Source organism: Bradyrhizobium sp. AUGA SZCCT0176 (genome assembly GCF_018130145.1).
GTDB lineage: Bacteria > Pseudomonadota > Alphaproteobacteria > Rhizobiales > Xanthobacteraceae > Bradyrhizobium.
The window spans coordinates 125,270-146,102 of the sequence record NZ_JAFCMB010000012.1; the positions used below are offsets into that span (position 1 = coordinate 125,270).

At 59.6% G+C, this 20,833-nt stretch carries 17 protein-coding genes and 2 pseudogenes; 12 read left to right on the forward strand and 7 right to left on the reverse strand.

The features are described 5' to 3' along the window. Positions 1-3: 3 nt before the first annotated feature. Positions 4-1,380 carry a VWA domain-containing protein gene (locus JQ600_RS25125; RefSeq protein WP_212392067.1) on the forward strand — a complete coding sequence of 459 codons (1,377 nt, stop codon included), beginning with the start codon at positions 4-6 and terminating at the stop codon, positions 1,378-1,380. Between the two features lie 81 nt (positions 1,381-1,461). Continuing rightward, the gene (gene recQ, locus JQ600_RS25130; RefSeq protein ID WP_212392068.1) at positions 1,462-3,324 is read left to right on the forward strand and encodes a DNA helicase RecQ; all 1,863 of its coding nucleotides are present in this window, start codon (positions 1,462-1,464) and stop codon (positions 3,322-3,324) included. 15 nt (positions 3,325-3,339) lie between these two features. Here the strand turns inward: recQ and JQ600_RS25135 are convergent, their stop codons facing one another. Then, positions 3,340-4,353, reverse strand: a complete 1,014-nt coding sequence (locus JQ600_RS25135) for a 1-aminocyclopropane-1-carboxylate deaminase (protein WP_212269381.1) — start codon at positions 4,351-4,353, stop codon at positions 3,340-3,342. A gap of 160 nt (positions 4,354-4,513) precedes the next feature. Here JQ600_RS25135 and JQ600_RS25140 point away from each other — a divergent pair, with 160 nt between their 5' ends. Continuing rightward, positions 4,514-4,978: an Lrp/AsnC ligand binding domain-containing protein gene (locus JQ600_RS25140; protein ID WP_212392069.1), complete on the forward strand. Its 465-nt coding sequence runs from the start codon at positions 4,514-4,516 to the stop codon at positions 4,976-4,978. Positions 4,979-5,002: 24 nt separating this feature from the next. Here the strand turns inward: JQ600_RS25140 and JQ600_RS25145 are convergent, their stop codons facing one another. The 3 genes from JQ600_RS25145 to JQ600_RS25155 all read right to left on the reverse strand — a co-directional run bounded on the left by JQ600_RS25145 (position 5,003) and on the right by JQ600_RS25155 (position 8,860). Then, positions 5,003-6,271 (reverse strand): S1C family serine protease, encoded by a 1,269-nt coding sequence (locus tag JQ600_RS25145; RefSeq protein ID WP_212490134.1) that lies wholly within the window; start codon positions 6,269-6,271, stop codon positions 5,003-5,005. A 178-nt stretch (positions 6,272-6,449) separates the two neighbouring features. After that, positions 6,450-7,442 carry a tripartite tricarboxylate transporter substrate binding protein gene (locus JQ600_RS25150; protein ID WP_212392070.1) on the reverse strand — a complete coding sequence of 331 codons (993 nt, stop codon included), beginning with the start codon at positions 7,440-7,442 and terminating at the stop codon, positions 6,450-6,452. Positions 7,443-7,597: 155 nt separating this feature from the next. Next, a complete protein-coding gene (locus JQ600_RS25155; RefSeq protein WP_212392071.1) occupies positions 7,598-8,860 on the reverse strand; it encodes an MFS transporter in 1,263 nt (420 codons plus the stop codon). 187 nt (positions 8,861-9,047) lie between these two features. Here JQ600_RS25155 and JQ600_RS25160 point away from each other — a divergent pair, with 187 nt between their 5' ends. Both JQ600_RS25160 and JQ600_RS25165 read left to right on the forward strand, forming a co-directional pair. Next, positions 9,048-10,070 (forward strand): MBL fold metallo-hydrolase, encoded by a 1,023-nt coding sequence (locus JQ600_RS25160; protein ID WP_212392072.1) that lies wholly within the window; start codon positions 9,048-9,050, stop codon positions 10,068-10,070. A gap of 6 nt (positions 10,071-10,076) precedes the next feature. Further along, positions 10,077-11,465, forward strand: coding sequence for an MFS transporter (locus tag JQ600_RS25165; protein ID WP_212392073.1), 1,389 nt, complete (start codon positions 10,077-10,079; stop codon positions 11,463-11,465). Between the two features lie 952 nt (positions 11,466-12,417). Here JQ600_RS25165 and JQ600_RS25170 read toward each other — a convergent pair. Next, positions 12,418-14,073 (reverse strand): recombinase family protein, encoded by a 1,656-nt coding sequence (locus JQ600_RS25170; protein ID WP_212490135.1) that lies wholly within the window; start codon positions 14,071-14,073, stop codon positions 12,418-12,420. Positions 14,074-14,204: 131 nt separating this feature from the next. On the opposite strand from JQ600_RS25170, the gene JQ600_RS25175 reads away from it, so the two are divergent. From JQ600_RS25175 to JQ600_RS25195, 7 genes and pseudogenes are all read left to right on the forward strand, one after another. Beyond that, entirely contained in the window at positions 14,205-14,405 is a 201-nt protein-coding gene (locus tag JQ600_RS25175) for a hypothetical protein (RefSeq protein WP_212390669.1), read from the forward strand. A 579-nt stretch (positions 14,406-14,984) separates the two neighbouring features. Further along, positions 14,985-16,100, forward strand: a complete 1,116-nt coding sequence (locus JQ600_RS25180) for an acyltransferase family protein (protein ID WP_249136090.1) — start codon at positions 14,985-14,987, stop codon at positions 16,098-16,100. Between the two features lie 178 nt (positions 16,101-16,278). Continuing rightward, positions 16,279-16,983 (forward strand): hypothetical protein, encoded by a 705-nt coding sequence (locus JQ600_RS25185; protein ID WP_212390667.1) that lies wholly within the window; start codon positions 16,279-16,281, stop codon positions 16,981-16,983. A gap of 213 nt (positions 16,984-17,196) precedes the next feature. Next, a pseudogene (locus JQ600_RS37625) lies at positions 17,197-17,337 on the forward strand (methyltransferase domain-containing protein); the annotation flags it as partial. 33 nt (positions 17,338-17,370) lie between these two features. Next, positions 17,371-17,709, forward strand: coding sequence for a hypothetical protein (locus JQ600_RS25190; RefSeq protein ID WP_249136076.1), 339 nt, complete (start codon positions 17,371-17,373; stop codon positions 17,707-17,709). Positions 17,710-18,227: 518 nt separating this feature from the next. After that, a pseudogene (locus JQ600_RS37630) lies at positions 18,228-18,389 on the forward strand (phage integrase central domain-containing protein); the annotation flags it as partial. 15 nt (positions 18,390-18,404) lie between these two features. After that, positions 18,405-18,953, forward strand: a complete 549-nt coding sequence (locus JQ600_RS25195; protein ID WP_409410667.1) for a tyrosine-type recombinase/integrase — start codon at positions 18,405-18,407, stop codon at positions 18,951-18,953. A 316-nt stretch (positions 18,954-19,269) separates the two neighbouring features. Here the strand turns inward: JQ600_RS25195 and JQ600_RS25200 are convergent, their stop codons facing one another. Continuing rightward, complete coding sequence (locus JQ600_RS25200; protein WP_212390662.1) at positions 19,270-20,055, reverse strand: hypothetical protein; 786 nt, start codon at positions 20,053-20,055, stop codon at positions 19,270-19,272. Positions 20,056-20,094: 39 nt separating this feature from the next. After that, positions 20,095-20,724: a hypothetical protein gene (locus JQ600_RS25205; RefSeq protein ID WP_212390661.1), complete on the reverse strand. Its 630-nt coding sequence runs from the start codon at positions 20,722-20,724 to the stop codon at positions 20,095-20,097. Positions 20,725-20,833: the final 109 nt, after the last annotated feature.

Genomic DNA, 20,833 nt, shown 5'->3' on the forward strand with positions numbered 1-20,833 from the left:
CGGATGAGAGAAAACCTGCATCGCTTCTTTCGTGCGGCGCGGGGCGCAGGCGTCAGGCTCTCGCCGGCCGAAAGCATCGATGCGATGCGCGCGGTTTCCAAGGTCGGCTTCACCGACCGCACCGTGCTGCGCGACACCTTCCTCCTCACGCTCGCCAAGACCCAGGACGAGAAGAAGGCGCTCGGCGCGTGCTTTGATCTGTTCTTCGATCAGCCCGAACCGTCGCAGCCGCCGCCCGAAGACAGCGAGACGGATAAGTCCGACACGCAAGACCCCGGTGCGGCATCCGACACGCAAGGCGACGCCGATGGCGGCGACCAGGCCCAGGATCTCGGCCAGCTTGCGCAGATGCTGCTGTCACAGGACCGCAACGCGATGGCGGCTGCCATCGCCAACGCTTCGAATGCCGCATATTTGTCCGACATCCGCTACTTCACGCAGCGCGGCATCTTCTCCGGCCGCGTCCTCGACCAGATGGGCATCCAGCGCCTGCGCGACGACCTCGACGCACTGACGGCGACCAACCCCGCCCTCGCGGAACGGCTGCAGGCGGCGCTGGACGGCTTACGTGACACCGTGCGCGAGACCGTCTCGCAGGCCTTGATGCTGTATGGACGCGAGGAAGCCGAGAACCTGCGCAACGAGATTTTGCGCAACGCACCGCTGTCGCGGATCGAGCCGCGGCAGGTCGCGCAGATGCGGGTTCTGATCCGCCAGATCGCGCGCCGCCTGCGCGAGCGTTACAGCAAGCCGCGCAAGCGCCAGCGCCGCGGCCATCTTGACGTGCGCCGAACCATCCGGCGCAACGCCGCATGGGGCGGCGTGCCGTTCCTCACCGCCTGGAAACGACGCCACCGCGACAAGCCGAAGATCATCGCGCTGTGCGACGTTTCCGGTTCGGTGGCGCGGGTGTCGGATTTCTTCCTGCTGCTGATCCACAGCCTGCACGAAGTGGTCTCGGATGTCCGCTCGTTCGCCTTTTCCGGACATTTGATCGAGGTCAGCGACATCCTGGAATCCAAGTCGCCGGAAGAGGCGATGGCCGAGATCATGTCCAAGGTCGGCTTCGGGTCGTCGGATTACGGTAATTCCTTTGCCGATTTCGAGCACGAATGGATGAACGCCATCACGCCGCAGACCACGGTGATCATTTTGGGCGATGCCCGCAGCAACAACCTCGATCCGCGCGCGGATATCCTGCGCCGTATCGGCGAGCGATCGAAGCGGCTGGTGTGGCTCAATCCCGAAGGGCGCATGGCCTGGGGCTGGGGCGACTCGGAAATGCCGCGTTATTCGACCTTCTGCACTGTGGTGCGGCAATGCGCGACCGCGCAACAGTTGGAACGCGCAGTGTCGGATATCGTGGCAAGTTACCAGTAGTTCCACCCTCGGACGCCGGAATCCTGTATTGTTCGTCTCGCGCACCCGATTCCCGCCTGTTCACCCCGTTTTGAAGCCGATATGGAAGCAGCCCTTAACCGCAAGCCGGACAAAGCCCCTGACGCGTTGTCCGTGCTGAACTCCGTGTTCGGCCTGCCGGCCTTTCGGGGCGAGCAGGAAAAGATCGTCCGTCACGTCACGGACGGTGGCAACTGCCTGGTGCTGATGCCGACCGGCGGCGGCAAGTCGCTGTGCTATCAGCTGCCGTCATTGTTGCGCGCAGGCTGCGGCATCGTGGTGTCGCCGCTGATCGCATTGATGCGCGACCAGGTCGCCGGCCTGCTCGAAGCCGGCGTCAAGGCCGCGGTGCTGAATTCGACGCTGTCGTATGAGGAAACCAATGCCGTCGAACAGCGGCTACTGGCCGGCGATCTCGACGTGCTTTACGTCGCGCCCGAGCGGCTGTTGACGCCGCGCTGTCTCGGCCTGCTTGCGCGCGCCAAGATCGCGCTGTTTGCAATCGACGAGGCGCATTGCGTGTCGCAATGGGGGCACGACTTCCGCCCCGAATATATTGGTCTATCCGTCATATCAGAGCGTTTCCCCGATGTGCCGCGCATCGCGCTAACCGCCACCGCCGATGACCTCACGCGCCAGGAGATCGCCGAGCGGCTCAAACTTACCGATGCGCCGCGCTTTGTCGCCAGTTTCGACCGCCCGAATATCCGCTATGAGATCGTTGACAAGCAGAACGCGCCCGCCCAGCTCAAGGCCTTCATCAGCGAGCGACATGCCGGCGACGCCGGCATCGTCTATTGCCTGTCGCGCGCCAAGGTCGAGGACACCGCCGCGGCATTGAACAAGGCCGGCGTGCCGGCGCTGCCGTATCACGCCGGCCTCGACGCCGGTCTGCGTTCCCGCAACCAGGATCGCTTTATCAACGAAGACGGTGTCGTGATCGTCGCCACCATCGCGTTCGGCATGGGCATCGACAAGCCCGACGTGCGCTTCGTCGCGCATCTCGATTTGCCGAAGAGCATCGAGGCCTATTACCAGGAGACCGGGCGCGCGGGCCGCGACGGCAAGCCCTCCAGCGCCTGGATGGCCTATGGCCTGTCCGACATCGTGCAGCAGCGCCGCATGATCGACGAATCCACCGGCTCGGACGCATTCAAGCGCGTGTCGGTCGGCAAGCTCGATGCGCTGGTCGGCCTCGCCGAGACCGCGGGCTGCCGGCGCAGCCGTCTGCTCGGCTATTTCGGCGAAGCGGTCAGCACCGGCAATTGCGGCAATTGCGATAATTGTCTTTCACCGCCACAGCTTCTCGACGGCAAGGTGATCGCGCAGAAAATATTGTCCTGCGCCTATCGCACCGGACAGCGCTTCGGCGCCATGCACCTGATCGATGTGCTGGTCGGCCGCATGACCGAGCGTGTCACGCAATTCGGCCATGACAAGATATCCGTGTTCGGCATCGGCGCCGAACTCAACGAGAAGCAATGGCGCGCCGCGATCCGGCAAGTCGTCGCCATGGGCCACCTCCACGCCGACAGCGAAGCCTTTGGCGCCTTGAAGCTGACGGAAAGCGCGCGCGGCGTGCTGAAAGGTGAGACCGAGGTGATGTTGCGCGAGGCGCCCGCCGGCACCCGCGTTCGCGCCAGCCGAACCAAATCAAGGCGCGGCGATCTGGCGCCGCGGGCTACCGGAGAAGGTGCGCCCGCCGATGCAGGCCTGCAGGCCGCGCTGCGGGCCTGGCGCTCCGAGATTGCGCGCAAACGCGGCGTGCCGGCCTATGTCGTGCTGCACGATTCGACCATCGACGGCATCGCCGCTTCACGCCCGGCGACGCTGAACCAACTGCGTAACATCCCCGGCATCGGCGACAAGAAGCTCGAGCACTATGGCGACGAGTTGATCGCGCTGGTGAAGGCCGCCGAGCACTAAGCACTCACCGCCGCGTTAGCCATTGCGGAACGTGTAGGCGTACCCGTTGATCGCGGGCGCGCCGCCGAGATGGGCGTACAGCACCTTCGATCCCTTGGGAAAATAGCCCTTGTTCACGAGATCGATCATGCCCTGCATGGATTTTCCCTCGTAGACCGGGTCGGTGATCATGCCTTCGAGCCGCGCGCAAAGCCGGATTGCTTCCTTGGTCTCTTCCGAGGGAACGCCATAGGCGGGATAGGCGTAGTCTTCGATCAGCACAACGTCGTCCTCGACGATCTCCTTGCCCAGTTCAACCAGGGAAGCCGTGTTGCGGGCGATGTCGAGCACCTGGGCCTTGGTCTGATCGGGCGTGAACGAGGCGTCGATGCCGATCACCTTGCGCGCGCGGCCGTCCTTGGCAAATCCGACCAGCATGCCTGCATGGGTCGAGCCGGTGACGGTGCAGACCACGATGTAATCAAAGGCGAAGCCGAGTTCCTTTTCCTGGGCGCGGACCTCTTCAGCGAAACCGACATAGCCGAGCCCACCATATTTGTGCACGGACGCACCGGCCGGGATCGCATAGGGCTTGCCGCCCTTGGCCTTCACGTCTGCGATCGCCTCTTCCCAACTCTGGCGAATGCCGATGTCAAAACCTTCATCCACCAGCTGGACGTCGGCGCCCATCACGCGGCTGAGCAGGATGTTGCCGACGCGGTCGTAGACGGCGTCTTCATGCGGCACCCAGCTTTCCTGCACCAGGCGGCATTTCATACCGATCTTGGCCGCGACTGCGGCGACCATGCGGGTGTGATTGGATTGCACGCCGCCGATCGAGACCAGCGTATCGGCGTTGGATGCGATCGCGTCGGGCACGATGTATTCGAGTTTGCGCAGCTTGTTGCCGCCGAACGCCAGTCCCGAATTGCAGTCCTCGCGCTTGGCGTAGAGCTCGACCTTGCCGCCGAGATGCTGCGTCAGCCGCTCCAGCTTCTCGATGTGGGTCGGCCCGAATGTCAGCGGATAGCGTTCGAATTTTTCCAGCATGCGTCATCCCCGTTGATGTCTGATCTTGCGGGAACGCCTATCATCAGACGACGGAAAGGTGCTCTCTAAGTTGTCACCATATTTCGGCTGATTGGTTGCCAAGATCGTCCAGAATGTTAGTTTTCGTCCAGCATCTGGCTTATTTATGAAAGATTCTTCCGTGAGCAACCGACTGGACCGCATCGACCTCAAGATGTTGCGTTTGCTGCAGAATAATGGGCGGTTCAGCAATGCCGAACTGGCCGAAGCGGTCGGGGTCAGCCCGGCTACCTGTCATCGCCGCACCCAGCGCCTGCTCGACGACGGCTTTGTCAGCGCGGTCCGCGCCATGGTGGCGCCGCGCAAGGTCGGCAAGGGCGCGCTGGTCATGGTCGGCGTCGTGCTCGACCGCTCCACGCCGGAAAGTTTTGCGTCGTTCGAGCGGGCGATTGCGCAACTGAAATTCGTTCTCGACTGCCATCTGGTGGCCGGCGATTTCGATTATTTCCTCAAGATCCGCGTCGGCGACATGGAAGATTTCAACCGCATCCATGGCGAGCAGCTGATCGCGCTGCCCGGCGTGCGCCAGACGCGAACCTTCTTCGTCATGAAGGAAGTCGTCGACAACGCGCCGCTGGATTTTTGAGAAGGCGTTTTGGCGAGGAGCGGATCACTCGTTTGATTTTTTCGCGCTCGCGCTCTGTTCGGTCGCCGTGCAGGAAATCAGCAGCGTGAACGCCCTTGCATTGCGCGCGATGTCGGACGTCTTCAGCTCGGCCTTTGCCTCGACGGCGGTCTGGTAGGGCACGACGCTGTTGTCCAGGAAGTCCCGCAGCGCGCCGGTCTTGATCGCGAAATTGATGTTCTCGGGGATGTTGCCGGTGGCCCTGGCAACTTTCAACGCATTGAGTTTTGCTGCCACCATTCCGGCGATCGTGCCGCTGGTGTCCAGCAGCGGCCCGCCACTGTTGCCGGGCTGAACCGCCGCGCTGATCTGCAGGAAGCGGGTATCGTTCATGATGCCGCTCAGGGAACTTACAATCCCGGTGGTTACCGTGAAATCGGAGGACAACAGGCCGTGGAACGGATAGCCGATGGCAACGACGGTGTCGCCCGAATGGATCGCCTTGCCCCGAATTGTCGCCACTTCCTTGAAGGCGCTCGGCGCCTGCAGCAGTGCGAGATCGTTGGTTTCATCGCTCGAAACGAGACGCAGCTTGAGCGGAGCCTCGCCGGTCAAATTTCCGAGGATGTCGCCAACGCAGCCATTGATCACGTGCTGATTGGTGACAACGTGCCCGGTGGCGCTGACGACGAAGCCGGTACCCGTTTGGTTGACAGACCTGCCGCCCTTCGGCGGCGCTGCGTTCGGTTGTGCCGGCCCGGCCGCCGCGACTTGCTTCGGGGCGACCGCGAACTCGCCGGCGGCAGCAACGCCGCCTTTCTTGACGGTAGCCACGCAATTGGCGAGCGCGGGCAACAATTGCGCGGTCTGATCGAGCTTGAACTGGAAAAGCTGCCCTTGCGTAAAGGCCGTCATCGTCTTGGCCTTGCGGAATTGCGCAATGAGCGCCGAGTTATCCGGCATCGGCACCTGGAGCAGCTTGTCGGAGAGCGGAACGCCATGGACATTGAACGGCGTCTGACCATCAAACGTCAGGACAATCGGAAATGCCTGTCCGTTCGCAAACGCCCATCCTTCGCGGGCAAACCCCAGACTCCATCCCGCTTTATTGTCGATCGTGACGGCAAAATAGATGCCGCTGGCGTATTGCGCCCCCGCAGCGCAATGCGTGAAAGCGCCGCTCTGGTCGTGGGTATAGGCTCCGCCCTTCCAGTTACCGACATTGATCGTGCCATAGGGGCCGCGGGCATCCGAGGTTGAAAGCGTCGCAATCAGGCAGAACGCGGCAACAATTCCTTTGATTGCAAATTTCATTTCAATCCACTCAAATGAGCGTCCATCATAAGAGGCGTTGAAATCAAACCGCAAGCGCCCGCGCCGCGTCACCGCGACCGGCGCGCGGAGTGCAGTCCAAAGCCCCGCATGTTCCTATTTTGTTCTTTCAACTCCCGCGTGTCAATCCGGAAATTGGCCGCCTACAAGGCACAGCGTCCTACTTCGCTTCGCTCGCCTTTATTCCCGAGCTTTCAACGAGCTTTGCCACCCGTGGCAGGTCGGCGGCGAACAGGCGCGCATGGGCCTCGGGCGTCAACTCGTTCTCAGGAAATGGCAGGGTGCCGAGTTGCGTCAGCTTCTCCAGCAGCACCGGGTCAGCCAGCGCCTTGCGGAGCGCCGAGTTCAGCGCGCCGACGGTCTCCTTGGGCGTGCCCTTGGCCACGTAGAGCCCATGCCACATCGTGTAGCTGACCTCGGGCATGCCGAGTTCGGCGGTGGTCGGCACGTCTTTCAACTGTTCAAGCCGCTTTGGCGACGTAATGGCGATGCCGTGCAGCGTTCCGGCCTGAATCTGCGGCAACGCATTGGTCACCTGATCCCACAGCAGATCGATCTGCCCGGCCAGCATATCGCCAATGGCCGGACCTGACCCGCGATAAGCCACGACGGTCGGTTTGAAGCCGAGCACATTGCCCATCATCACTGCGCACAAATGACTGTTGGTGCCGATGCCACCATGCGCGAAGTTCGCCTTGTCGCCCTGCGCCTTGATCCACGCCACATAATCCTTGGGTCCCGCGCCGGGAATAGACTTGCGGCCGATCAGGACCATCGGCGCGTTGTTGACGAGGCCGACCGCCTCGAATGCGGTTGCCGTGTCGTAGCGCAGATTGATGAACAGGCTGGGCGCCGCCAGCAGCGCGACGTGATTGATCAGGATGGTGGAGCCGTCAGGCGCCGATCGGGCAACACGGTCGTTGGCCAGCGTGCTGCCGCCTCCGACCACGTTCTCGATGATGACAGTCTGGCCAAGCGTGCCCGACATCCGCTCGCCGATGAGACGTGCCACGGTATCGGTGCCGCCGCCTGCCGCATAAGGCACCACCAGCGTGATAGTCTTGGAGGGCGATTGCGCTTGGGCCTGCGGCACAAGCGCGCCAAGCAAGAGGCCAAAGCCCGTAAGCGCGCTTCTAAAAAGCCGATCGATCACAACGGCGTCCTCCCTGGTTTTTCTTGTCATGCCGCATGTTTGCGGTCGTGCACGCGCTTGCGAAGCCGCACTGCAGCAAGCAGCGCCGCCTCGCATGGCGTCAGATCATGCTGATTGTGCGTCAGCAAATCAAATACAAAGCGATGCGGGAATTCCTAGTGCGCCGGGCTCAATGTCGGGCGCTGATAGCGAAGCCATATGACGGCGGCGGCGGCGGCCAGCATCAGGAGAACCGAAAACCAGTTGAGCGGATGCCAGCCCCAGCGATCCTGCAGAAACCCAGCCATGAAGCTCGACGTCGCGGTCGTGCTGAAAACCAGGAGATCGTTGAGCGCCTGGGTCTTGCCGCGCTCGCTCGGGCGGTAGCAGGTCGTCACGACAGTAGTGGCGCCGACGAACAGGAAATTCCAGCCGACGCCGTTGACGGTGAGCGCGATCCGGAAATTCCATTCGCTCAGCCCGGCGAGCGCGGCAGCAACGCCGGCCAGCATCAGCATGACGCCCCAGGCCATCACAGTCGTGGCGCCGTACCGGTTGATCAGATTGCCGGTGAAGAACGACGGCACGAACATGCCAAGCACATGCATGAAGATGACCCAGTGGGCTTCCGCGTGCGGAAACCCGCAGCCGACGATGGCCAGCGGCGAAGCGCTCATGATGAAGGACATCGTGCCGAACGCCAGCATGCCGGCGATGACTGAGGCGATGAAGCGCGGCTGGCTGGCAATCACCCACAGCGGACGCGGAGGCGCTGAAGAGACGGCTGTACCCTCGGCAGCGGCCGAAGCCGCGACCGAGGGGAAGGTGATGAAGGACATCACCGCAAAGACGATCACATGCAGACCGAGAATGGCGGCATAGGTCGCAAGATACAGCGGCATCACCAGATCATGCGTCACGCGCACGAGGCTGGGGCCGATGACCGCAGCGGCGACGCCGCCGGCCGTGACCCACGAAATCGCCTTGGCACGGTAATGGATCGGCACCAGTTCCGCCGCGGCAAACCGGTACATCTGCAGGCAGGCTACCGCGTAGCCGAGGATGAGACCGCCGGCACACATGACGGCAAAGTTCGCGGTGTATAGTCCGGTGCACATGATGATGGCGCCGGCCATGCCGAACAGCGAGCCGACGCGAAAGCCGATGCTGCGGCCGACCCGCTGCATGAGGAGCGCCGCCGGGAATACCCAGATCATGACGCCGAGGTGCTGCATCGTGACCGGCAGGTTGGCGAACTCTGGATGGTGATAGAAGGTGATGACGGACAGCCCCGTCGCCGCAAACATCATGGTGTTGCAGGACTGGCCGACCGCCTGGCAACAAGCCAGCAGCAGGAGATTGCGACGTGCGCGCCGGTCGAGGTCCTGCGCGGGATCCGCTTCCGGCTTGAGTCCTGATTGGGGGTTCAGTGCGTCCATTATTGTTCTTGCCCAACTGACCTCGGGGCGCCGCGCGTGACTGCCCGTCACCTTCTCTAGGAAAAACGACTGTTTCTCAAGGGCCGGGTGGAAGATTTTGCTGCCTGCAGCCGCATGGGAGGCATGAAAATCCCTTCGGCGTTGCTGCCCCCGCGAAATCGCGTAAGCTCCGTGGCAGGGGAAACGAATGTCCGATGATCTGAAATTCACGGTCCAGCGCCCGCCGGCCTATGGCGAATTGACCGACGTGCTGCCCGGATTGTTCTGGGTGCGGCTGCCGATGCCGACGATTCCCAATCACGTCAATTGCTGGCTGCTCGACAACGGTCCGGGATGGACGCTGGTCGATTGCGGGCTGAACACCGACGACACGTTTGAGATCTGGGACAGGCTCTGGCGCGGGCTATTGCGCGCCCGTCCGTTGCAGAACCTCACCTTCACGCATGCCCATCTCGATCATTTCGGCCTCGCCGGATATCTGGTGAAGGAAATGAAATGCACGGTGCGCATGCCGCTCGCCGAATGGCTCAGCGGCTGGAAGATGTGGCATGAGCGCGAAGAGGCTCCGGACGAGCATTTTGCCGCCTTCATGACGCGGAACGGCGCTTCCGACGAGGACGCTGCCGGGATCATCCAAGCGCAGCGCCCATCGAAATATCTTGGCCTGCGGCCGCCGCGCGAATTCATTCGCATCCGGGACGGCGATGTGATCGCCATGGGGCAGCGCGAGTGGCTGACGATCACGGCGGGCGGCCATTCGCCCGAACATGCGATGTTCTATTGCGAGAGCGACAAGCTCCTGATCGCCGGCGACCAGATCCTGTCGCACATGGCGCCGTCGGTGATCGTGCCATCGGCGCAGCCGGAAGCCAACCCGATGAAGGAGTACCTGGAAGCGCTGACGCGGCTCGAGGCGCTATCACCGGATACGCTGGTGCTGCCGTCGCACGGCCTGCCGTTTCGCGGACTGCATGCCCGGCTCGCCCAGCTGCGCGAACATCACCAGGCGCGGCTCGACGACGCGGCATCCGTCGTGTCAGGCAAGACGAATGCGTTTGCGATTGCGCAGGAAGTATTCCCGCGGGTGCTGTACGCCAATCCGCGCCATGCTTTTGGCGAGTCGCTTGCGCATCTGAACATGCTGGCTTCGATTGGCAGATTGACGCGCGATGTCGATGCTAATGGTGCGATCACCTTCGCACCGGCGTAACACAACGTGCCATCAACACCCGAACCGAATCCTTCCAACCCATCAGCCGGCCTGCTCCACTCGAAGGGGTGGCAGATCGCGATGATCGGGCTGGGCACGGCGACGGCGCAGCTCGACACGTCAGTCAATATTGCCTTCCCTGCCATCACCCGCGGCTTCGAACTTTCGATCGGCGACATCCAGTGGGTGGTGATCTGCTACGTCTTGACCTACGCCAGCCTGCTGTTGGCGCTCGGGCGCATCGGCGACACCATCGGTCACGCGGTCGTCTACCGGGCCGGCCTGATCTGCAGCGCGGTGGCGTTGCTTCTGGTCAGCTGTGCGCCCGGCTACGGCGCGATGCTGGTGTTTCGCTGCCTGCAGGGGATCGGCGCGGCACTTGTGATGAGCTGCGGCGTGGCACTGGTGACGTCGCTCTACGGCGAGGAGCGACGCAGCCGGGCGCTCGGTGTTTACACGATGATGATGGCATTGGGCTGGATGCTCGGTCCCCTGCTCGGCGGCGCTTTGACGGCGATCTGGGATTGGCCGGCGGTGTTCTGGTTCCGAATTCCGATCGCGATCGCGGCACTGCTGCTGTTGCGCGGCCTGCCCGCGGCCCCGCCGCGCCTGACAAGCGAACGCTTTGACATTCCAAGCGGCATCGCATTGGCGCTGGGCCTGGTGACCATGCTGATGGCGATCAACCGCGTCAGAGAGTTCTCCGCCGTCTGGCTCGGATTGCTATCCGTCGTGGCGTTTGCAGGCTTTGCCTTCCGCCAGTCCCGCGCGGAGCGACCGATCATCGCAATGGACATTCTCAAACTGCCGGGCTTTGCGCTGCTCAACTTTGTCAGCGTGCTGGCCAATCTCGCAGCCTTTTCGGTCTGGCTGCTGGTGCCCTATTATCTGGCGCGAATGCCCGGTTACACGCTGACGGAGGGCGGCGCCATCCTGGCCGCTGGCGCGGCCGGCGCTGCACTGGCAGCGCCGATCGGCGGTCGCCTCACCGGGCGGCTCTTCTCATCGGAGCGACTGGCCATCGCAGGTGCCGCCATCATTGGCGCCGGGCTTCTGCTGCTGGGCGCATGGACGGCGCAGACCCCGACTGCACTGCGGGTGACGGGGCTGATCGTGCAAGGTATCGGCCTCGGCCTGTTCCAGCTCGCCTATTCTGATATCGTGACTGCAACACTTCCGCTGACGGAGCGCGGCGTTGCGGGCAGCCTTGCGCTCCTCACGAGAACGCTGGGCACCGTGACCGCGGCGTCGGTTTTCTTTCTGGTGTTCGAAATCCTGCAAGCGACGCATGGCTTCTTTGAAGCCTTCCAGCAGACGTTTCAGCTGGCAGCGGTACTGGCATTTGTCGCGGCGGGGCTGTTGACGCTTGCACCGCGCAAGATCGGCAAGGCGTAGGCCACGCTCAATCCGGCGACACCAGCAGCCACGCCAAATAGCCGTAATAGCCGGTCGCGCCCAGCGCGATTGCGAGCGCAAGGCCGGCGATGATATCGGTCGTGGCAGACTTCGACGCCTTCATCCGCCAATAAGACGAATGCTCCGGCGTTGGTTCCTCGGCATTGCCTGCGCATCGCGGAAGAATCAGCCCGCCGTCGCTGCTCCGCAGCTATGGCGCGGCACCCACTGTCGCTTGCGCTCATCGCGGGCATGCCGCGCCGAAGCGAAGGCGGCTGGCGGAGGGAGAGGAACTGGGATCGAACCTTCTCCAAGCAGCCTAGAGTAGCCCATAGGATGATCCAAGCGGGCCGTTGTGGGCCAGAGGTGCCTTGTCCAGTCCGCCCCCGCCCAGACTCAGCCCAAGAGATGGGCTGAAACGGCCCGATAGCCTGCGGGGGGGGCGGACCCAGGAAGCCAGCGGCTTAGCTCCCGGGCATCGACTTTGGAGACCCCAAGCCCTTCCCGAGCTTTCCGATTGGCCTGACCAGCGCTCCCCCGGTGGCGGGATCAGGCGGCGCATCGAGCGAATGGAGGCTGCCCTCCGACCTTTGGTTCCCTTTTTGGATCGCGGCCATCAGACTCTGATCAAGTGCCCAGGAGCGGCCTTTATCAGACGGCACGAGACAAGGCTCGGCCGCTCTCCTAGACCACCACGGAGCACGGGGCCACACGGCCCCTCTGCGGGGAACCATGGAGACCCGGTAAAATTTCTGTAAATCGTAAAATTCCACTTGCCTCGTCGGGCAAATCACTGGTTTATGAAGCGCTGGTCTAGCAGTCGCATACGGAGCCAGCTCAATGTCTGAACATCTCGATAGGTCTTCAGAATTAGTCGAAATATCCAAACTCAACGGCAGCTTCAAAAGGAACTATGGAACATTAATCGGCGCTTATCTGTATTTGCGCTCCGTCAATGCCGCGCGCGGACAGTCTTTCTTTTGGACCGGGTTGGCCTCGGTGGCTTTTTCCGTTGCGCTTGCCTGGCTGGCGAAGCACGGCTTGGCTTGGTTACGCGTCGGATGAGTGATTTCACCAGCGCTTCGAAACTTGCAAAACTCTCCGGTCCACGACGCACGCGAGCCATTTCCGTAAATCTCGTTAACGATCCCGTCATGTCCGTGGTTCGAAGCAAAAGATAGTCGAGCACAGCTTCATTCCGCTCTCCCAATCTGACCGCGATGATCCACCCTTCAGGCGTACCGACCCGACGCTTGATGGACCAATGCGGTGCGAACGTTTCCTGCTCTCCACCACGCCACCGCGCCAAGAAAAAGGACACACCCTCCTTATTCACGACCAAGCAATCCGAACCGCTATCGAATGCGAAGCGGACGAATGCGTTTCGAAACGCATCTGCTAACTGCGCGGCAAGCCCAGCAAACAGGTCGAGCCACCGTTGCCGGGTATCGATGTGGTTGCAGTCCCGCTTGGACGTATAGCCCACGAGGCCATACGCTTGGCGCAGGCTGCCGAAATGATCAATGTAGGTTTTAGCGCAGGGAACGCCCACGGTTGCGTTGATAATTGCTGGACTAAGGCGCCCTCGCTTCAGCAGCGTTCGACGCAGGCGCGTCAACATCTCTGCCTCCGAAATATCAACGCGGCGATCTAAGATCGTCTTCTTTACCTTGAAGAACACCTCTGGCTGAACAATCGGTTCGAGACAGCCCTCGCTCCTGATCCAGAGATCTGGCGGGTTGCGTACCTTCTTCTCTCGTAGCTTGAACGATTGACGGTTGTAGACGAGATTTCCGATGTAGTTTTCGTTCCTGAGAATTCTACCTATTTGAGCGCGATTCCATGCCTCTTTCGAGTTAGTGGGTATGGATTTCCGATTGAGTTCTCGCGCAATGGCCGTTTCGGACTTCAACTCCAGGAATTGCTGGAAGATCCACCTCACCACCCCGACCTCGTCGGCTGCGCCGGGCCTCAGTCTGATATGGTCGGTGATGAGATACTTGCGGTCGCCATCGTTCAGTACCCCCTTTGACTGCAGCTTCTCATCGACCAATTCTCGCCGCAGAGCGTAGCCTCTCGGGGCGCCGAACCTGAATCCCATTCGCACGAAGCGGCAGACACCCGCGTGCACTTTTACAGATAGCTCGCGGCTATATTCTGCTGCCATCACCCTCTTAAGGTTCTTGACGATGCTTGAGAGCATGCTGCCATCATTGTCGAACTGCTCGGCGCAATACGCTACTTTAATGCCTGCTTTTTTACAGACGTACTCGTAGTGAGCGCTTTCATCAACGTCCTGGAAGCGTCCCCATCGACTTACATCGTATACAAGTACGTGCGCAAAGTCGGCGTGCCCGCTGCTAACGTCATCGAGCAGCTGCTTCAAGCCAGGCCTGTTTTTTAGCTGAAGTCCGCTTTCACCTTCGTCGGGGTAGGTTCGAACAATCGTCAGATCATGAGCATGCGCATATGCCCCTATGACAGCGGCCTGATTCTGAATAGAATATCGCTGCTTGTCGGTGGACATGCGAACATACTGTGCGGCACGATGGCCGCTTTGTGATCTCGGAAATTGGACGTTTCGAACCACGAGCGCATTGGCTGCCATTGTATGGCTCTGCTTTGCAAAATCGCCGTCGGCACTCTGCACCGTGGCGGAATGGCGTTTCCTGGCCGTTATGAAATCGCGCCAATATTGACCTCAGTTAGTGCTAGTCTTTCGGAATATTGGAGGCATCAATGTCAGACCAGGCTGTCGAAATTCTCATCACCAACGCGATCCACACGGCCTTCATAAAGTATCCCGAGGGTGATGGTGGCCCGAACCTCGACTATGAGTGGATCGCGCCGGACCAGAGCACTCACATCGCCAGAGCGATCCTTCAGGATCTCGCGGCCAACGGATACCAGATTGTGAAAAAGGTTGCCGGTGCCCGTTAAAAATGAAAATGCCAAGATTACGGCCGGTGCCATCACTGCCGTTATTATCGTCGCCTTTCTTGCGGTGATTGCCCTCGGCTTTCTTTGGATACCGCCCCCACTATAAATGCGGGTAGGTTGGCTGGCAGCGCCTCGAGCACGAAGACATGATGCCGGCGAACCGCGACCATCCCCGCCGCCGGCGTCGCGCGCGCGGAAACTTGAACCATTTCGCTGCCAGCCACAGTTCACGGATCGGCCGGCCGAACACCCGCACCGCCGCGCCACAGCCACAGAAGGCACGTGAGGGGCATCCTGCCGGATGGGCGACGATTTAAGCGGCAACGCGCTGCAACGGCTCACCGGCGCCCCTGACCGCGCTGACGGCCCGCGATTCAGCCGCTTCTTCACGGTATAGAGTTCGGAATTCTCGATCGCGGCAGGAGCAGCAGCCACAGGCGCCGGCGTCTTTGAAATGAGACTTGCAGCCATAGGTTCTCACGCGCGAAAGCACGTCCTCTGCGTCAAGAGAGTAGGATTTTTGCGAACTGGGGGTTTTCTCGGGGAGGTTGTTGATGCTAGGACCGTCCCCTTATGGGAATGGTCAGATTTCTTTTGGCGCTATGCGTGGTTGTGACTCACTCACCGGGGAGCACAATTTTTGGGTTCACGATGATGAACGGCATTACTGCTGTTCAGTGCTTCTACGTGATCTCAGGTTTCCTGATCACGATGATCCTCAACGAACGTCCGGAATACCAGAGCCTCGGCAACTTCTATCTAAGCCGGTATCTCCGCCTTTGGCCCGTCTATATCCTGGTCGCCGGTCTGACGCTTTTCTTCTTTCAGCAGCCCACATTTTTCTCTCAACTTCCTGCGCTGGTGAATTGGCCTACCTATGTCTGGGTGCTTTTTTCGAACCTGACAATATTGTTCCAAGACTGGTTCGTTTTCCTGAAGTTCAACAACGGCTCACTATCATTCACGCCGGCATTCGAAGCTTTAACCGGACCGCAACCATACTGGTTTGAGCTTATCCCCCAGGCATGGACGCTAGGGATTGAGCTGACGTTCTACGCCATCGCACCCTTCGTATGCCGCCGATGGTGGGGGGCTGTGGGTTTGTTATTGTTTGGCCTTTGCGTTCGGCTTGTCGTTGGGATGTACATCCCGACCAACGGCGCCTGGCTTTATCGCTTTGCGCCATCTGAAATGATGATGTTCGGAGCGGGCGCTGTTGCATACTTTGTCGGAACGATTGTCTGTCCCAGGTTACCGCGCACAACGGTTGCGCTAGGCAGCATCGCTATACTCTGCTTTATCTATCTTTCATTCTGCGACGATTCTGCGCTTAATCCCATGTTCGAGGGACTGAGTGGAGGTGGGACGAGTTACAAGCTAAAGCTTGTAAATTATCCTGTCTTGCTTTTGTTGGCCTGCACCGTGCCCGCCCTATTCTACGTCACAAGAAATATACGCCTTGATCGAATGCTCGGCGAGATGAGTTACCCTATCTACATCAGCCATATCTTCGTCTTTAGCCTGATCAATACCTACCTGCCGGCAAGCTGGCAGAAGGGTAATGCGCTGTACGTACTGTCGGTCATCATCGTCAGTTGCGGGATGGTTATATTCATCACTGCCCCAATTGACCGATATCGGCGGCACCTATCCAGTCCAGCGCCCCTGGTGCTCGGGACTAAAGTACCCGCATGATTATAGCTCTGACCGGCCGCGCACGATCGTCGCGACTAACCGCCGCGCAGATCAAATCCATCGCTGGCGCCAGAGCGTGCTCCGGCCTGGTTTCACGCGTCAAATCGCACCCTCTCCGTTAATGAAGAATTGGGAATTCTGCGTTTTTGGGGTATTCGCTTTACGGTTGCAATGATAAATGAACCAAATGCGTCAAGTTACGGCGATCATCAGCATCTTGTTGTCAGTGGCCGCCCTCGCAGGCGTCAGCGTGCTAGGTTTCGCGTATGAAAATCTGCGACGCCAGATGGCCGGCATCAGCTCCGACTTGGCGAGGCTGCCAAATCCTTCCGCCAGTCACGAGCACTTCGAAGCCCGCCTTGCCGTCATCCGATCGCAGATCTCGCGCGTGCAGAAACCCATCATCGTCATGGGAGACTCGATCGTTGAAACGGCCTTTCTTCCGGCTTCGATTTGCGGTCACCCCGTGATCAATGCTGGGATCGGCGGCGCAACCATTGGATTTTTCGTCCGGTACGCGGAAGCGATTGTGAACAATTCCGGTCCGGTACTCGTTGTCATGTCCGTCGGCATAAACGATGCGGTCTCCCATTTGCCTGAAGCATTTCGCAATGCTTACCAGGCCACTTTGCAGTCGCTACCCGCTCGCCACATCGTCTTGGCCATCACCCCTGCAAGAGCGCTGAACGTCGAGCCATTGAACGACGTGATCCGTGAGATCACAGAAAACGCTGCTATTGAGCTTCCCGGCCTGCATGAGGGAATGACAATCGATGGAATTCATCTCGATCAGAGTGGTTATGCAATTTGGAACAATGCCGTGCTCAAAGGCGTCGAGACGGCGTTGTCGTGCTCTTCGCCAACCCCTCTCACTGATCGCTAGGTTCTCACTCCCATGAGAGATGTTGTTACTGGTTTCTATGTTGACGTTCTTGAGCGGCTGATTGCGGCCGGAACCATCTCAATCTCCGATAGTGTGCTAGTTGTCTGCGGCGGGCCGCTAGACGAACGCGTCATGAGAAGAATCGGGTTTTCCGATTTTAGGGTCACCAACCTCGACGCCGGAATGGCGAACCATCGGTAGGACGCAGAGAACCTTGCCTATGAGGACGGATCGTTTGACGTTGTGATCGTTCACGCCGGGTTGCATCACTGCTACTCGCCACACCGCGCCCTGCTTGAGATGTATAGGGTGTGCCGAAAGTGCGCCGTTGCCTTTGAGGCGCGCGATAATCTTGCAATGCGGATCGCTGTCCGGCTCGGACTGACAATGGACTACGAAATCACCAGCATTGTTGACGGCAAAGGCGGTGTGGCCGATACAGGAGTTCCCAATTTCATCTACCGATGGACCGAACGAGAGGTGCTGAAGACGATTGTCAGCTTTGATCCTTCGCGCGTTCCAAGCATAAAGTTCTTTCACGATCTCCGCATTCCAGTCGCAAGGTTCACGGCGAGCGGCAATCGATGGTTACGTGCTGTTGGCCTTTTAATCGAGCCCCTTTCAAGGCTGATCGCTGTAACCGCGCCTAGCCAGTGCAACGAATTTGCCTTTGCGATAGCGAAAGACGGCGGCAAGCAGCCGTGGATACCTACAGAATCCGCATGATGTAGTCTTCAATGCCACGATCCGGATGCGATGTCGTCGATCGACGCGGCCGGCGATGAGCACAGGCACAATCCCCATTGGAGAGGCAGACGTTACTTCGAACGATAGGCTTGGCGGTGCGCACAATGTGCAGCCGACATCGTCTGCAAGCCGCAGGTCAGGCCGGACTGCGCCGGGGAGTCGCCGGCGCTCGCGGGCACCGAGCGGGCATAGTTTTGAAGTTGCGCTGTTCACACCGATCGGCAACAGCCGAAAATTGTCGATGGTTCAATGTGCGAATTGCGAATACCCATCGGGACGATGGACCCGGAAATGGGACCGCAGATCGAAGCCTTGAAGGCGCAAGTGGCGGCGATTGACGAAATGCTCAGCCGGATTGCCCTGGCGCTCCAGGATTAGCGATGGCGCGCCATCGGCGTGAGTGGATTCGCGTATGCGATGTTATGGAACGTCGATGTCGGCTTTGCCTCAAACACGCCCACTGTTAGACACCCGACCATGTCCGTTATCCGGCGCTCGGAAAGCTGCCGGTCGCAGCGATCGACAAGGCGTTGGTTCTGAAAGCGATCGAGCCGATCTGGTACAGCAAGACGGAGACGGCGAGCCGGGTGCGCGGCCGTATCGAGGCTGTTCTCGATTTTGCGAAGACGCGCGGCTATCGCAGCGGAGAAAATCCCGCCGCATGGGACGGCAACTTGATCCACGCCCTACCCGCGCGCAATACAATTGCGAAGGTCGAACATCACGCCGCGCTGCCCTTTACCGAGATGCCCCACTTTATGTCTCAACTGGCTGCCCGCGAAGGCATAGCCGCGAGAGCTTTGGAGTTCACAATCCTAAATGCCGCCCGGACCGGCGAAGTCATCGGCGGCCGCTGGCCTGAGATGAATCTGGATGCGAAGCTGTGGACCGTCCCGGCCGGACGCATGAAGACCAAGACAGAGCATCGCGTGCCCCTAACGAGCCGCGCGCTCAAAATTCTGGAAGCTCTCCCGCGTGAGGGAGATTTTGTGTTCCCCGGCAGCCGCAAGGGCGTTGCGATCTCAAATATGGCGATGGCCGAGGTACTGAAACGGATGGGCCGACTCGACATTACCGTACACGGCTTCCGATCAACGTTTCGAGATTGGGCAGCGGAGCGGACCGGCTATGCGCGTGAGACATCCATTCAATACCAGAGAGCCTATTCCACAAAAGACATGCGTTTTGATTGTTGGGACGGCACCGCCTCCGCGTTTCAATAACCCAAAATCGCTGAGAGGTGACGATTTCGATTTCTTTTATGGTTCGGAAGATAACTACATGTGGGAGCATTTGGATAGAATTGCCGAAGAAATTGATGGTGCAAAGCCATTTGGTCAAGCTGAGACAGTCACGGACGGCAAGCTCAACGCATCCGGGCTCGAACGGCTAGACTTTGCCCTTTGGCAATCCGGAGCTATAAACTTCTAGCAGAGGAACCGAAGGCAACCGCGGAAAACCGGTTGAAACATGAAATTTCGTAATCAAGGGTAGAAGGCACGCCTGGGCCCTTCGGGCACACTCAGCGGCTGGAATCCGCTACTGCTGCGGGTCCAACGGATCGGGCGCGGTGGTTTGCTGCGTCAGTAGTATTATATTCAGTATGAATGTGCCGTCGAACTCATCATTGGTGTTGTCGGTCTGTCTCTGAGCGTTAGCGATCACGCGTTGCGTTTCCTCGATGGTTTGAAAGGTGATCTTTGTGAAATCATTATCGTCGAGGGCAGATGAAATGGCGGATCTTATGGCAGCATGATTCTCTGGCTGCAGGTCATGCGCAAGGTACCAGCGCCAACGTCGGACAAGCTGTCCATGCTTCTCCAGGCCGAAACTTATCCTATCCGAGAGGGCGAGATTTGCGAGGTTCGGATTCTGACTGAATGTAACGGTGAAAGTGCCCCCAGCGCCAACTGCCGATATGCTTGAAATAGTTGTTCCAGCGGGAAATGTTCTTCGGTTGTCTAGATTCCGAAACGACGCATTCGCTTGGATGTGGCCCGGAATATTTGTGCGCCCCGGAGGAAGTTTAAACCCTATCCTGTTGAGACTGCCTGCAGCCGGTAGTACTTGCACCGTCATTGTAGCGCTAGGGTAAAGTAGATCGTTTCCATTATTTGGCCACGTTGCCGCTGAGGCATACTGTGCGATGAAGCCGTCTGATAAAGTCAGTAGGTTAACGCCAGGGTTTCTAAAGGCAGCGCAAAGGTTTGTTTGAGCACCGTCGATGTTGTTCGCCCAAGACCGTGCTGTGCTTAAGGGATCGAACCGATTGTTGAACAGTTTTGCGAGCCGCTGTGTCCCTTTGGTTTGAATCAGTCCGCCCATATTTCCCTCCCCAATTGACACCTTTTGAAAATAAAAAGCCTATTCCTCCAATTCAGGACTGTCATCTGAAATCAATGCGAAGGCCTCTAGCGCGCAACTTGGCATGCCCTGGCCGAGGGCTCCCGAGCGCAATATGGAATATCGGCAATCCGGCGACAGATCGGGTTCGTCGTCCTCGATCTGGCTTGCAATAATTCCATGCAATTTCACGATCTCCCGAGCTGCCCTCAACGTCGCTTCACACGCACGTGGTCCCCAAATTTGCGGCATTGCAATACTGGCTGCCCAATAGTCCGCCTGACCTTGCCAGGTCATCCACGGCATGGCGGGATCGTGTGGCAATCCGCCTAAATGATGGCCCGTCTCGTGCGCCAGCATCAAAGTCAATCCGTATTTCGTAATGGCCTGATGACGCACAAGGCCGCCATAAACCCGAACATATCGGGCTGGACCGAGCCGCCAGGCCTGGGCATTAACTGTCGGAGATTCCCAAAACAGCTCGTAAGTTATATCGGGAAAGCCCTGACCGAATTGGTCCAGCAGCCTGAGAGCAAGCGCTTTCCGTCGCAGGCGAGCACGTTGACTAAGCTGAATCTGTTCGACAGGCCAATTCAAGAGGCTCATACTCATCCACTCCAGCGCGCGCCGAATTTCGGCAATAGACAGCACGCTCGTTCCCTATCGACGATCAAGCCAGTCGGCTCATGCGCCGCACTCCCATGCAACTCCTATAATGCATCGGTCCGGCTGGTTGATTGTAGGCAGCTCTGGAGCCGGG

What these genes read in the sequence shown, in the direction of transcription:
- JQ600_RS25155 (WP_212392071.1), bottom strand. Translation starts at nt 8,860, where the DNA reads ATGGACGCACTGAACCCCCAATCAGGACTCAAGCCGGAAGCGGATCCC.
- JQ600_RS25200 (WP_212390662.1), bottom strand. Translation starts at nt 20,055, where the DNA reads ATGGGCGGACTGATTCAAACCAAAGGGACACAGCGGCTCGCAAAACTG.
- JQ600_RS25125 (WP_212392067.1), top strand. Translation starts at nt 4, where the DNA reads ATGAGAGAAAACCTGCATCGCTTCTTTCGTGCGGCGCGGGGCGCAGGC.
- JQ600_RS25185 (WP_212390667.1), top strand. Translation starts at nt 16,279, where the DNA reads ATGAACCAAATGCGTCAAGTTACGGCGATCATCAGCATCTTGTTGTCA.
- recQ (WP_212392068.1), top strand. Translation starts at nt 1,462, where the DNA reads ATGGAAGCAGCCCTTAACCGCAAGCCGGACAAAGCCCCTGACGCGTTG.
- JQ600_RS25190 (WP_249136076.1), top strand. Translation starts at nt 17,371, where the DNA reads ATGGACTACGAAATCACCAGCATTGTTGACGGCAAAGGCGGTGTGGCC.
- JQ600_RS25145 (WP_212490134.1), bottom strand. Translation starts at nt 6,271, where the DNA reads ATGAAATTTGCAATCAAAGGAATTGTTGCCGCGTTCTGCCTGATTGCG.
- JQ600_RS25160 (WP_212392072.1), top strand. Translation starts at nt 9,048, where the DNA reads ATGTCCGATGATCTGAAATTCACGGTCCAGCGCCCGCCGGCCTATGGC.
- JQ600_RS25135 (WP_212269381.1), bottom strand. Translation starts at nt 4,353, where the DNA reads ATGCTGGAAAAATTCGAACGCTATCCGCTGACATTCGGGCCGACCCAC.
- JQ600_RS25175 (WP_212390669.1), top strand. Translation starts at nt 14,205, where the DNA reads ATGTCAGACCAGGCTGTCGAAATTCTCATCACCAACGCGATCCACACG.
- JQ600_RS25180 (WP_249136090.1), top strand. Translation starts at nt 14,985, where the DNA reads ATGGTCAGATTTCTTTTGGCGCTATGCGTGGTTGTGACTCACTCACCG.
- JQ600_RS25170 (WP_212490135.1), bottom strand. Translation starts at nt 14,073, where the DNA reads ATGGCAGCCAATGCGCTCGTGGTTCGAAACGTCCAATTTCCGAGATCA.